Source organism: Novipirellula caenicola (assembly GCF_039545035.1).
In the GTDB taxonomy this organism is placed as follows: Bacteria; Planctomycetota; Planctomycetia; order Pirellulales; family Pirellulaceae; genus Novipirellula; species Novipirellula caenicola.
Genome location: NZ_BAABRO010000008.1, coordinates 240,830 through 255,020, shown reverse-complemented (window position 1 = coordinate 255,020; position 14,191 = coordinate 240,830). Strand labels below are relative to the sequence as shown.

The window sequence follows — 14,191 nt, the reverse complement described above, 5'->3', positions numbered from 1 at the left end:
CCAGGTCCGGCACGCTGATTTAGCGGATGTTCGCCGCCAAAAAACATTGCAAGCTTAAAGATGCGGGGCTGAATAGAACGTCGGCACGGGGGATCTACAGTCTTTGCGCTTGCACCCTACAATAACCGACCGTAGCCTCCGCGCGATGTACCGACCTTTGCTCGAGTCAGCCGTATTCATGTCCATTATCGAAGTCCGTCAATTAACCAAGTCCTACCGTGTCTACAAGAAACGTGAGGGTCTTTCCGACAGTATCCGAGGACTGTTCCATCGCGAATACAGCGAAGTCGAAGCGGTTCGCGGGATCGATTTGGATGTCCAGCAGGGTGAATTCGTGGCCTTTCTTGGCCCTAATGGTGCTGGCAAAACGACGACGCTGAAACTGCTGAGCGGCGTGATCAATCCAACCAGCGGCACGGCGTCGGTGATGGGATACGTCCCCTGGCAGCGAAAAAACGATTATCGCCGCCGCTTTGCCTTGGTGATGGGCCAAAAAAATCAACTTTGGTGGGACCTTCCTGCCCAAGAGTCATACCGATTGCACCAGCAGATTTATGGGATCGACGCGGACCGGTTCAAGACGACACTCGCCGAATTGACCGATCTGCTGGATGTCGGCCGACTGCTCAGCCAACCAGTGCGTGAATTGTCGCTCGGCGAGCGTATGAAGATGGAACTGATCGCGGCGCTGCTGCACAGCCCCGAGGTCCTGTTCTTGGACGAACCAACGATCGGACTGGATGTGATCGCGCAACACAACATCCAGAAGTTTTTGCGGTACTACCAAGAGAAACGCAAGATCACGATCCTGTTGACCAGTCACTACATGAAGGACATCGCGGCATTGTGCAAACGGGTCGTGATTGTTGCCGATGGTCGCATCGAGTACGACGGCTCGCTGTCGGGGATCATCGACAAGTTCTCGGGTTCCAAAATCATCACGTTGCAGTTCGCCGAAGGACATCGTCCGTCGATGTCAACGTTTGGCGAAGTCTTGGACGAAAATTGGCCCAAGGTCCGAGTCCGAGTCAATCGAGCGGATGTGCCACGAGTGCTCGCCGAAACATTGCGAGACAATCCGATCGAAGACGTCGCGGTAGAGGATCCACCGCTGGAAGATGTAATCGCTGATCTGTTCCGCGAAACGTCCGAACGCAATCTACAAAACGCCGCAAACGTCGCTGCAACCGGTCGCTGATGCGACAATGTCGCCCCGCTTTCCAAGCGGGTAGCGATCAACCGAACGACAAATCGATCGTGAACGGGGCGACGTGAGGACACCCCTCCACTCCGCTTCCACGCTAACGGTTCGGAGAACCGAGCGACATTGTCGCCCCGCTTTCCAAGCGGGTAGCGAGAAACCGAACGACAAACCAATCGTGAACGGGGCGGTACGAGGACAACCCTCCACTTCGCTTCAACGCTAACGGTTCGGAGAACCGAGCGACATTGTCGCCCCGCTTTCCAAGCGGGTAGCGATAAACCAATCGTGAACAAGGCGACGCGAGGACAACCTTCCTCTCCGCTTCGACGCTAACGGTTCGGAGAACCGAGCGACATTGTCGCCCAGCTTTCCAAGCTGGCAGCGATAAACCGAACGACAAATCAATCGTGAACGGGGCAGTGCGAGGACAACCTTCCTCACCGCTTCAACGCTAACGGTTCGGAGAACCGAGCGACAATGTCGCCCCGCTTTCCAAGCGGGTAGCGATAAACCGAACGACAAACCGATCGGCAACGGGGCCGTACTAGGACAACCCTCCACTCCGCTTCAACGCCAACGGTTCGGAGAACCGAGCGACATTGTCGCCCAGCTTTCCAAGCTGGTAGCGTTAAACCGAACGATCAACCGAACGTGAACGGGTCAGTGCGAGGACAACCTTCCTCTCCGCTTCAACGCTAACGGTTTGGAGAACCGAGCGACATTGTCGCCCAGCTTTCCAAGCGGGTAGCGAGAAACCGAACGACAAATCAATCGTGAACGGGGCAGCGTGAGGACAACCTTCCTCTCCGCTTCAACGCTAACGGTTCGGAGAACCGAGCGACAATGTCGCCCAGCTTTCCAAGCGGGTAGCGCGAAACCGAACGATCAACCAATCGTGAACAAGGCGACGTGAGGACAACCTTCCTCTCCGCTTCAACGCCAACGGTTCGGAGAACCGAGCGACATTGTCGCCCAGCTTTCCAAGCGGGTAGCGATGAACCGAACGATCAACCGAACGTGAACGGGGCAGCGTGAGGACAACCTTCCTCTCCGTTTCCACGCTAACGGTTCGGAGAACCGTGCGACATTGTCGCCACGCTTTCCAAGCGGGTAGCGCGAAACCGAACGATCAACCAATCGTGAACAAGGCGACGTGAGGACAACCTTCCTCTCCGCTTCAACGCCAACGGTTCGGAGAACCGTGCGACAATGTCCCCCAGCTTTCCAAGCGGGTAGCGATGAACCAAACGACAAACCGATCGTGAACGAGGCGACGCGAGGACAACCTTCCTCACCGCTTCCACGCTAACGGTTCGGAGAACCGAGCGACAATGTCGCCCAGCTTTCCAAGCTGGTAGCGCTGAACCGAACGATCAACCGAACATGAACGGGGCGGTGCGAGGACAACCTTCTACTCCACTTCAACGCCAACGGTTCGGAGAACCGTGCGACAATGTCGCCCAGCTTTCCAAGCTGGTAGCGATAAACCGAACGACAAACCAATCGTGAACGGGGCAGCGTGAGGCCCCCCCTCCTCTCCGCTTCGACGCTAACGGTTCGGAGAACCGAGCGACATTGTCGCCCAGCTTTCCAAGCGGGTAGCGATAAACCGAACGACAAACCGATCGTGAACGGGGCGACGCGAGGACAACCCTCCACTCCGCTTCGACGCTAACGGTTCGGAGAACCGAGCGACATTGTCGCCCCGCTTTCCAAACGGGTAGCGTTAAACCGAACGATCAACCGAACGTGAACGGGTCAGTGCGAGAACAACCTTCCTCTCCGCTTCCACGCTAACGGTTCGGAGAACCGTGCGACAATGTCGCCCCGCTTTCCAAGCGGGTAGCGATGAACCGAACGATCAACCGATCCTGAACGGGGCGGCGCGAGGACAACCCTCCTCTCCGCTTCCACGCTAACGGTTCGGAGAACCGAGCGACATTGTCGCCCCGCTTTCCAAGCTGGTAACGCTAAACCGAACGATCAACCAATCGTGAACGGGGCGACGCGAGGACAACCCTCCTCTCCGCTTCCACGCTAACGGTTCGGAGAACCGAGCGACATTGTCGCCCAGCTTTATAAGCTGGCAGCGCGAAACCGAACGATCAACCAATCGTGAACGGGGCGGCGTGAGGACAACCTCCTCTCCGCTTCAACGCTAACGGTTCGGAGAACCGAGCGACATTGTCCCCCAGCTTTCCAAGCTGGTAGCGATAAACCGAATGATCAAACGAACGTGAACGGGGCAGCGTGAGGACAACCTTCCTCTCCGCTTCCACGCTAACGGTTCGGAGAACCGAGCGACATTGTCGCCCAGCTTTCCAAGCGGGTAGCGAGAAACCGAACGATCAACTGATCGTGAACGGTGCGGCACGAGGACAACCTTTCACTCCGCTTCCACGCTAACGGTTCGGAGAACCGAGCGACAATGTCGCCCAGCTTTCCAAGCTGGTAGCGATGAACCGAACGATCAACCGATCGTGAACGGGGCGGTACGAGGACAACCTTCTTCTCCGCTTCCACGCTAACGGTTCGGAGAACCGAGCGACATTGTCGCCCAGCTTTCCAAGCTGGTAGCGATGAACCGAACGATCAACCAATCGTGAACGGGGCGACGCGAGGACAACCTTCCTCACCGCTTCAACGCTAACGGTTCGGAGAACCGAGCGACATTGTCGCCCAGCTTTCCAAGCTGGTAGCGACGAACCGAACGATCAACCAATCGTGAACGGGGCGGTGCGAGGACGACCTCCTCACCGCATCAACGCCAACGGTTCGGAGAACCGAGCGACAATGTCGCCCCGCTTTCCAAGCTGGCAGCGCTAAACCGAACAATCAACCGATCATGAACGGGGCAGTGCGAGGACAACCTTCCTCTCCGCTTCAACGCTAACGGTTCGGAGACCCGAGCGACATTGTCGCCCAGCTTTCCAAGCTGGTAGCGACGAACCAAACGATCAACCGATCGTGAACGGGGCGACGCGAGGACAACCTTCCTCTCCGCTTCGACGCTAACGGTTCGGAGAACCGAGCGACATTGTCGCCCCGCTTTCCAAGCGAATACCGTTACGAATAATCGTCCATCGGCGGGCAGCTGCAAACGAGGTTGCGGTCACCGTAGGCACTGTCGATCCGGCCGACGGTGGGCCAGAACTTAGCGTCTCGCAGCCATGCCATCGGCCATGCCGCTTGCTCGCGAGTGTAAGGATGCTGCCAATCGTCGCTGCCGATCGCGCCCATCGTATGCGGAGCGTGCTTCAGCGGGTTATCATTGGCATCCATTTTGCCATCTTCGATGCTCTGAATCTCGGCACGAATCGCAATCATGGCGTCACAGAATCGATCCAGCTCATCTTTGCTTTCGCTTTCGGTCGGCTCGATCATCAACGTTCCCGGCACCGGCCACGACATCGTCGGCCCATGGAATCCGTAATCCATCAACCGTTTGGCGATGTCTTCGATTTTCACGCCCGCGGATTTTTCGAACTTGCGACAATCCACAATGAATTCGTGCGCGACAAAACCGTTGGTGTCGGTGTACAAGATGTCGTAATGCTGACTCAGGCGTTTGGCCATGTAATTGGCATTCAGAATCGCGACCTGCGTTGCCTTTTTCAGCCCTGACGCACCCATCAGCGCGATGTAGACGTAGCTGATCGTCAAGATGCTGGGACTTCCGTAGGGTGCTGCCGAGACAGGCCCGATGGCGAATTCGCCTGCGGTGTCGGGACGTTCCACTGGATGCTCGGGCAAAAACGGAGCCAACTGCGGTGCCACTCCAATCGGTCCCATCCCAGGACCGCCACCGCCGTGAGGAATACAGAACGTTTTGTGCAGATTCAAGTGACAAACGTCCGCACCGATCTTACCGGGGCTGGTCAGCCCGACTTGAGCGTTCATGTTCGCCCCGTCCATGTAGACTTGCCCGCCATGTTCGTGAATCAAATCGCAAACGCCTCGCACGGTGCTTTCGAAAACGCCGTGAGTCGATGGATAGGTGATCATCAAACAGGAAAGTTTCTCACTGTGCTGGACCGCCTTGGCCTTCAAATCGTCCATGTCGATATCGCCGCGTTCGTTGCACTTGATCGGCACGACTTTCATCCCCGCCATCACGGCGGATGCGGGATTGGTTCCGTGTGCGGATGTCGGAATCAAACAGACATCACGTTCGTTTTTCTTGCCCGCCTTGGCCGCTTGATGCTCGTGGTAGGCACGAATCACCAGCAGACCAGCGTACTCGCCCTGGGCGCCCGCGTTGGGCTGCAAACTGACCGCCGCAAACCCGGTCACGCTGCACAACCACGCCTCGAGTTCGCGGAACATGTACGTGTAACCACGCCACTGAGTGTCGGGGGCGAAGGGGTGGATATTGGCGAACTCGGGCCACGTGACGGGAATCATCTCGCTGGTGCCGTTCAATTTCATCGTACACGAGCCGAGCGGAATCATACTGTGTGCGAGCGACAGATCGCGGCCCATCAACTTGAAAATGTACCGCAGCAACTTGGTTTCGCTGCGATACGAATGGAACACGGGGTGCGTCAGAAAATCAGTGGTACGCGCAAAACCCGTTAGATCGCATCGTCCATCGGCTTCCGCTTCGGCCAGCAGTTCGTCGATATCGAAACCGGTGTAGTGCCCAAAATTGAACGCTGCCAAAAGATCCGCCACCAACCCACGATCGCTGGTTTCATCTAGGGTCACGCCCAACGTGCCATCGTCGTATTCACGCAAGTTGATTTGGCGTTCACGTGCCGCGTCGGCCACTTGGCGGGCGGCATGCGTGCGTCCTTTGCCCAAGCGGATGCGAATCGTGTCAAAGACGGGACCATCGTGAGTCGTCTTGTGCCCGAGGCGTTCGAGTCCTTTGGCTAGCGCCGCGGTGAACCCTTGCACTCGGCGGGCGATGTTGGTCAATCCTTCGGGGCCATGGTAGACCGCGTAGAACGAGTTGATGATCGCAAGCAGCGCTTGAGCGGTGCAAATGTTGCTGGTGGCTTTGTCACGGCGAATATGTTGCTCGCGAGTTTGAATCGCCATACGCAGCGCACGATTGCCGTGGCTGTCTTTGGAAACACCGATGATCCGACCAGGCAGTTTTCGAGCATACTCGTCGCGAGTCGAGATGTAGGCAGCATGCGGTCCTCCCAACCCCATCGGGACTCCGAATCGCTGAGCGCTGCCGATGCAGATATCAGCTCCCCATTGCCCCGGAGGCGTGATCAGCGTCAGTGCCAACAAATCGGCTGCGGCCACCGTCAAACACTTGTGGCTCTTGGCGGTTGCCGCCAATTCGTTGTAGTCATGAATTTGGCCATCGGTGGTGGGGTATTGGACCAAGACGCCACACAGCCCCCCTTGGCCATGTTCGAAATCGATCTCGCTGATCGGCCCGACCTTCAAATCAACGCCTAAACCGGCCGCACGCGTTTTCAGCAGTGCGATCGTTTGGGGATGGCAATCATCGGACGCCCAGAAACCCGTTTTCTTGTGATTGGCAATGGCGATGCACATCCCCATCGCTTCGGCCGCCGCGGTCGCTTCGTCCAGCAGACTCGCCCCGGCCAATGGCAATCCAGTGAGATCGGCGATCACGGTTTGGAAATTCAGCAGCGCCTCGAGCCGTCCTTGCGAAATCTCGGCCTGGTAGGGCGTGTACTGCGTGTACCAACCGGGATTCTCGAGCACGTTCCGCAAAATCACGGGCGGGGTAACGGTCCCGGTGTACCCCATCCCAATACACGAGCGGTAGATTTTGTTCTTGCTGGCGATCGCCTTCAGCCCCTGCAAACATTCCCGTTCGCCACGCGGATCGGGGATGTCCAGTGGTGCATCCAACCGAATATCCGCTGGCACGGTGGCGTCCGACAGCGCGTCCAGCGAATCGAAACCGAGCGTACCTAACATCTCAGCGAGTTCGGTTTCCGACGATCCAATGTGACGCCTCGCAAAACCGTCGACGAAATCGATGGCGTTCGTAGCGGTGGACGAGCAGAGCGATGGCTGATTGGTGCTTGTGGACATGTTCCGATGGGGCCCGAAAGAGGGTGGATCTAGTTTGCCTCTGAATGTCGCTGGATGACAGATACCCGCGTATTTTGAACCCGGGGAGCGTTAGCGACTCAAAGGATCAACATAATTTCGGCGAGCGATCCTTGGTATCCCACTGCCAGTTGCGGGCAGAATCCAAGCCCAAAATGACGCCGCTTCGCCGAAGTTTTACGCAGGGAGGAGGCCAAAAATTTCCCCGTAGCGATACTCGCCAAGAGTTTTGGTCCTTACCTCCCCCGTAGCGATACTCGCCAAGAGTTTCGGTCCATGCTGGCGGATCGTTGCTGATCGCTCGGGATCGGAACGATGCAACGCGGAGCGATCTACAACTTTTATTGATCCCACCTTCCCAAACACCGAAAGTCTTGGCGACTTTCGCTACGTCCACTGAAGATCACAGGCTAGCAGCCAATTCCACATGGATCACAGACTGGCAACCTGTGCTACCGATAACGACGAAAAGTTCGAGGCGCCTTGCGGCGCTCTCGAACTTTCGTTTTACGAGGGTTGTCGTTCCCGACGCGTTATGCGGGCAACCCTCGTATGCCTCCGCCCGAAGGAAAATTGGTGGGCGTCTCGTGAGTTAACGAGACGGTAAGGGTCGACGTGCGACCGGGATCGGTGTGTAGCTGACGTCGACGTCGTCCGAAATGTGGGCCGAGGCGGCGGGCGTTTCGTAGTTCATCGGTGCGACGGCACTGCCGATTGGAATGTCCAGCGGTTGTAGTGATCCCGAATCTGGCAAGCTGTCGATCGTTGGCATCGGCGGAACCGATTCACGAGCTCGCGGGGTGGTCGGATTCGTGGGTGCAAATTGCTCAGGCGAGACGCCGGGTGAAAACATTTGCTGCGGAGTCCCCATCTCGCTCAGCGGAACATCGTCCACTTCGATCGTGTCACGGTAAGGCGACAGGTTCATGTTCAGCGGATCGTTAGGATCACCGATGATCATTGCTCCGCCGTGCCCTGCCGATCCGCCCATCATGTTGGCGGCGGAATCCGCATCTTGCACGGGTCCGGTGCGAACGACCTCGGGTCGTGTCACGCCGTACTTGACTTGCTTTCCAGCACTTCGCTCACGTGCTCGTTCCAGTGCATCCCAGTACGCTTTCTTATTCCAAGGTCCTTCGGCCAACGTAATGTTGCTGTTAGCCAGTAGGGTGCCTTTGAGGAAGTCGACGTAGTTGATCGATTTGTTGTATTCACCAAGGGCTCGGTAGTAATCGATTTGTGCTTGAGCACGACGTTGTTGACTTTGCAGCACGACATTCACGGGGCTTCGACCGCCCTTGAATTCGGCCAATCGAGCTTCCACTTCTTGCTCAGCCGCTTGCCATCGTTGTGCATTGGTTTGTACGAGTTGGTAGTGAGTCGCCACTTTCGCGGTGGCATCACTCAACAGACTGACCTGCAAACGCTCTTGTTCTTGCAAGAACGACTTTTCACGAACCACTCGCCACTTAGCACCACGGATGCGTGCCAGTTCACGACGTGCTCCGATTGCCGGAGGCGTGATGTCCAATCGAATTGCACCTTCTTGGTAATCGCCGCTCGTAAGTTCCGCCAACGCACTGCTGCCGGGGTTTGGTCCATCGACGTCACGTCGCTGTGGTGGGCCCAGCGTGTCGCCTTGGCCGACCCAGCGGTAAAGCAGCGATAGATTGACTTCGGGCAAAATTTGGTTCTTGGCAGAGATCAACTCCAACTCAGCCTGTTTGAGCCGAGTTTTGTTACGGCGAATCTCAGGGCTGAGGTACAACATTTGTGCAACTGATTCGTTCCAGTCGAATTCAACGCGGGCCAATGAAGGCTCGTCAATCGGACGAATCAGACGTCCATCGGTCGCGGCGATGCCGAGCAATTCACGCATGCGGCGTTCGTTGCCGTAGACTCCGAAACGGTCCGCACCGGGAACATTCGAACCGGCGATGGCCGATTCCAAAATGCCACGGAATTGGTAGTACTGCTCGACTGCTTGAGCCAATTCTTGGCGAGTGCCGGTGCCGTTTTCCAAATTCAAACGAGCGAATTGAGCGGTCGCGATCGCACTGTTACGACCGATGATCGACGTCGCGACATTTCGGTAGGACACGTACAGGTCCCAGTAAGTGTTCTCGACGTCACGGACCAGGTTACGCACCTGAGCTTCGAAATCCGCGATCGAAAGGTCTTCGTTCAAACTTGCCAAGACCACTGGAATGCGGTTGATCAACGTGCCACGGTTTCGCATCAACGGGTGCTGCACTTGAGCTTCGATCAGTGCGGTCCAGTCGCTTGGGACGGCTCGTGAAACGGAACTGATTTCAGCGTTGCTTCGCGAATAGATGACTTGTTGACGAAGCGTTGCGACGCCACCGGTGGCAAATCGCTTGCTGATTGCCGCTTGCTGCGTAGTGTCGGTCGCTTTCGCGATTTGCGGGTTGATGCTATTCGCGAAACCAACGTTACGGGTGCGATCGGTGGTACCGTAGTTAACGAAACCGCTGGCTTGAGCATCAAACTCGGCCAAGGCGTCTTCCACACCGCCGACCTGGTTGGCCCGCAAAACGCCACGAGGCAGGGTGCGGTTGCCGTCGCTGTCGACGGTCAACGGAACCGATTGGGTGGTCGATTGCTGAATGGCGATGTCGTAGATGCTGCCGAACTGGTCCGCATTTCCACTGGTGAACTGAGTCGCGATGTTTTGGCGGAACTCAGCGTTACCGTTGGTGGTAATGAAGAACTTCGAGTTCTGAAGCGCGATCGATACGCACTCTTCCAACGTCAGATCCCAGAATTGGTAATCGTGATTACCAACGGTCAACGGAGGAAGTGCACCGGTGGTTTCAGCCAAATGCTCAACCTCGACGTCGGGATACTCGATCGCCGTCGCTTGATTGAGATAGAACTGAAGGTCCGGGGACTCATTCAGAAAAAACGGTTGTGTCGGTGCGCATCCACACGCGAATAGGATGGTAATCCCAAGCTGAAGATACGCAGTAAATCGTAACAGCGAGCGGTTCATGCTCAAGGCTTCCTGGGCGGTGCCGCCGTGAAACACGCTTTAACGGTATCGCCATGAAGACGACGAGCGCATTTCGATCGGGCCGAGTGTGGAAGCCCCCCTCCGTGAGGTCCCGAAGCTGCCACGTAGCAACTCGAGACCTCCTCGTCCGAAAGTAGTTATCGGAGTCCGGTTAGGTAAACTTTGACGCTTCTGAGAATTTTCTTGAAGTCGAAGCAAATTTGTGCTGAAGTGCCGGTTTTAGGTGCAATTCGCCGTGCAATTCACGGACATTTGCCTCGTTGCGCCCCCGCCGCCATCTCAATGCCATCTACTTTGGGTAGCGATGCGGCGCGAACGAGAACACTTCTACTCTTCGATCAAATCGAGCGGGTCGGCGAGTTGCAGCTTTGGTGCGGGAGCTTCACCGGGGGCCGGGTGAACCGAATCGACCTTGAGATAATCGGTGACTTGGTCCGGCAAGACCGATGGATCCGCAATGTCCTCGACCGCTTGGACCAATCCGTCCTGCTGGGACGCCGATGATGGACGAGGCCCGATTTTCAATGCTTCCCATGGTTTTGGGTAAAAATAGGTCGTGACCGTCCGGCATCCCTTTTTCTCGTAGCTGCCACGATGTTCGGCGTTGTGCCACGCCATCGCCTCGCGGCTCGACGGTGCGATGCAATAGGCGATCTTGCCACCGACGTAGGTTGGACGGTTGTATTTTCGGCGATAGGACTCGGGCAACCGGTTTCCCAGCGGTCCAATCACATCAATTCGCGGATAAACCGGTTGGTTTTCGCGATCGGGGTGATGTGCATCTGCCGTGACGGCGAAACAGGCGATCGTAAGGGCAAGAAAAATTCGTGACATAACTTTGCCGTTTGCAGCGGGAATCAAAGGTCGGAAGATGCTTGACGTCATTGCAATGGTTGTCATAACGATTTTGTCGACAACGACATCCGTCGCTACCTTGTGCAGTCGGCATCGATCGTGACGACGATTCACTCACGCAACGATTATTCGGAAAATGCGGGCATCGCTAATTTTCCGGCTGGGACCGCGATCGATAATGCCACCCCAATATGGACAGATTCAGCAGCCAAATCGATCCAAAAATCAACGAGGCATAAGGCAACCAAACGATCGAAACGAGCGACCCCACGAGAAACAAAACGCCTAGAATCGCCGCGCCGCCCCACACGTGGCCTCCCATCGCAATGAAACCGAACCCGCTGAGCGCTGCGGCGATCGGAAATAACACCCGATGATCCAGCGAGCCGAACGTCAACAACAAGTTCATTGTCAGCAGCGTGGCTAAGTAGCCGATCCAGATCGACCAGACGGGACGTTCGGCGACGGTTCGCGGTAAAAATTGCCCCCGCCGCGCCCAGTAGATCCATGAAAATATGAATGACAGCATTGTGATTCGCGGCCCCCAGTAAGCGATCCCGTGCGGCAGCGAATAGAACCGATCAAGCCAAAACATTGCCACATGGGCAATGAAGATGATCATTCCGATGCCGACCAGGGTGTTTCCCCAGGCGGCAAAATAGTTCTGATGCTGGTCACGACGAATTTCGCGAGCGACTCGATCCAGAATCCCGCTGCTCGATGCTGCAACTTCCTCGCCCGCGAGATAGCGATCCAGGTCCTCCGCCAACGCCTCGGCCGAGCGGTAGCGACACTCGGCTTCGTAGTGCATTGCTTTCAAACAAATTGCTTCCAAATCGGTGGGGATCGTGTGGCGAATCAGACGCGGCGAGATTGGGTCGTCGTGCAGTACCGAGCGTAGAATGTCGGCCGCCGATTGGCCTTGATGGGGCGGATGCCCGGTCAGCAACGCATACAGGATCGCACCGAGCGAATAGATGTCCGACGTTTCGTTGACGTCACGTCCCCCGGCGGCCTGCTCGGGACTCATATAATGAGGGGTTCCCAAAACTTGTCCGGTGCGTGTGACCAGCGCCCCGTCACGGTGCCATTTGGCTAACCCAAAATCGGCGACCAACGGGCGTCCGTCGCTTGAAATCAGAATATTTTCGGGCTTCAGATCCCGATGCACGATGCCGGCACGGTGGGCGTAGGCGACCGCACACGCCACGTCGCGAACGATCGTGGCCGCTTCGGCATCATCCCAACACCGGTTGTCCGAATTTCGGGCGTCGACTTTTTGCTGCAGCGTCGGCCCTTCGACCAAGGTCATCGAAAAGTATTCATAACCTCCCCATGTCCCGATATCGTGAATCGCAATGATACCGGGGTGATGCAACCCGGCCGCCGCTTCGGCTTCGATCCGAAACCGTCGCCGTTCTTCTTCGCAGGCCAAAACGCCACTGCTGATCAATTTCAACGCGACGGGACGCCCAAGATTGTCTTGGATCGCTCGGTACACGACCCCCATGCCGCCGCGAGCAATCTCACACTCGATCCGATAGGGCCCGATCCTGGTGCCCGCTAACGTGGGAGCGACCGAAACCGAACTTGCATCGCCCGCGAGCCAGTGATGATTGCGAAAAAAACTTTTCAGTTCGCCAGCAAATTGGGGGTACGCGATCAGATATTGGTTGGGGTCGGGGGAGAGTCCTTTTTCCTGTCGCTCGATGAAATCGGCCATCACGCTATCAAGCAGCGTTCCTTCCCCGGCAACGGTCGGGGCGATCGGTGAATTCAATTTATCTCTGGACGGCACGTTCATCTCTTGAGTATACCCCGAAAGAACGACCATCCCAGCGAACGGAATTCGCGGGGACAGTCATGAATCCGAAACGCCTTTGCTGCGGCAGCGTAGCAAGAACGACGACAAAAACCTCATGATGAACGCATCACCTCAGGATGGATCCGAACCTGACGCAATCCAACTCTCCATCGTAATTCCGTTGTACAACGAAGAGGAATCGGTAGGGCCGTTGATCGCTGCGCTGAAAGAAACATTCGCAGAGGAACCATCGAGGCTAGAGATCATCTTGGTCGACGACGGCAGTATCGACCAAACCTACTCCAACGCCACGGCGGCCGCCGATGCGTCAGGTTTGCCCATTCATATCGTCTCGCTATACCGCAATTTCGGTCAAACCGCGGCGATGCAAGCAGGGATTGATGCAGCCCAAGGCCGGTTGATCGCGACGTTGGACGGAGATCTGCAGAACGATCCCGCCGACATCCCGAAAATGGTCGCCCACTTGGAAGCCAACCAATTGGATCTGTTGGTGGGTCGCCGTAAAAAACGCCAAGACGGCTTTCTGCTGCGATTGGTGCCGTCATGGATCGCCAACCGATTGATCGCCAAGGTCACCGGAGTGCAGATCCGCGACTACGGATGTAGCCTCAAGATCTATCGAGCCTCGGTGATCAAACAAGTCAAGCTGATCGGCGAGATGCACCGCTTTATCCCAGCATGGGTTGCCGCGGTGACACATCCATCGCGAATTTCCGAGATCGAAGTCCGTCACCAGGCTCGCCAATATGGCAGTTCAAAGTATGGCATCTCTCGAACCATCCGCGTGGTGTTGGATTTGTTGTCGGTGTTGTTCTTTATGAAATACCGAGCGCGTCCAGGGCACTTTTTTGGCAGCGTTGGCCTCTTTGTCGGCGCGATCGGAATGCTGATGCTGGGCAGTCTCGGGGTTGCCAAGTTTGCCTTTGGTCAAGACATCGGAACCCGCCCCATGTTGTTGATTGGCACGATCGCCACGCTTTCCTCGCTGCAGCTGATCTGCTTTGGTGTGATGGCGGAAATGCTGTCGCGGATCTACTACCAATCCTCCAGCCAACCCGGTTACTTCACGCGTCATCATCACACGACCCTCGCAGCCAACGCCCACGCAGCCAATGTGGCGTCCGGCCGTGGCGATGCGTCCGGATCGGTGTCGGTCCCCCGAGATTATTTATTGCCGCTTCCACACAGCCCATCCGAGACTCCTCGAGAAAGACGAGCTGGCTAAGCC

Annotated in this window: 6 protein-coding genes; 2 read left to right on the top strand and 4 right to left on the bottom strand. The window is 56.6% G+C overall.

Going from position 1 to position 14,191, the window contains the following annotated elements:
* The first annotated feature begins 178 nt into the window (after positions 1-178).
* Entirely contained in the window at positions 179-1,198 is a 1,020-nt protein-coding gene (locus tag ABEA92_RS17125; RefSeq protein ID WP_345685057.1) for an ABC transporter ATP-binding protein, read from the top strand.
* A 3,072-nt stretch (positions 1,199-4,270) separates the two neighbouring features.
* Here the strand turns inward: ABEA92_RS17125 and gcvP are convergent.
* From gcvP to ABEA92_RS17105, 4 genes are all read right to left on the bottom strand, one after another.
* Complete coding sequence (gcvP, locus tag ABEA92_RS17120) at positions 4,271-7,231, bottom strand: aminomethyl-transferring glycine dehydrogenase (RefSeq protein WP_345685056.1); 2,961 nt, start codon at positions 7,229-7,231, stop codon at positions 4,271-4,273.
* A gap of 610 nt (positions 7,232-7,841) precedes the next feature.
* Entirely contained in the window at positions 7,842-10,262 is a 2,421-nt protein-coding gene (locus tag ABEA92_RS17115; RefSeq protein ID WP_345685055.1) for a TolC family protein, read from the bottom strand.
* A 348-nt stretch (positions 10,263-10,610) separates the two neighbouring features.
* Positions 10,611-11,117, bottom strand: a complete 507-nt coding sequence (locus ABEA92_RS17110) for a hypothetical protein (RefSeq protein WP_345685054.1) — start codon at positions 11,115-11,117, stop codon at positions 10,611-10,613.
* Between the two features lie 169 nt (positions 11,118-11,286).
* The gene (locus tag ABEA92_RS17105; protein ID WP_345685053.1) at positions 11,287-12,936 is read right to left on the bottom strand and encodes a serine/threonine protein kinase; all 1,650 of its coding nucleotides are present in this window, start codon (positions 12,934-12,936) and stop codon (positions 11,287-11,289) included.
* 121 nt (positions 12,937-13,057) lie between these two features.
* Here ABEA92_RS17105 and ABEA92_RS17100 point away from each other — a divergent pair, with 121 nt between their 5' ends.
* The gene (locus ABEA92_RS17100) at positions 13,058-14,188 is read left to right on the top strand and encodes a glycosyltransferase family 2 protein (protein WP_345685052.1); all 1,131 of its coding nucleotides are present in this window, start codon (positions 13,058-13,060) and stop codon (positions 14,186-14,188) included.
* Positions 14,189-14,191 lie beyond the last annotated feature (3 nt).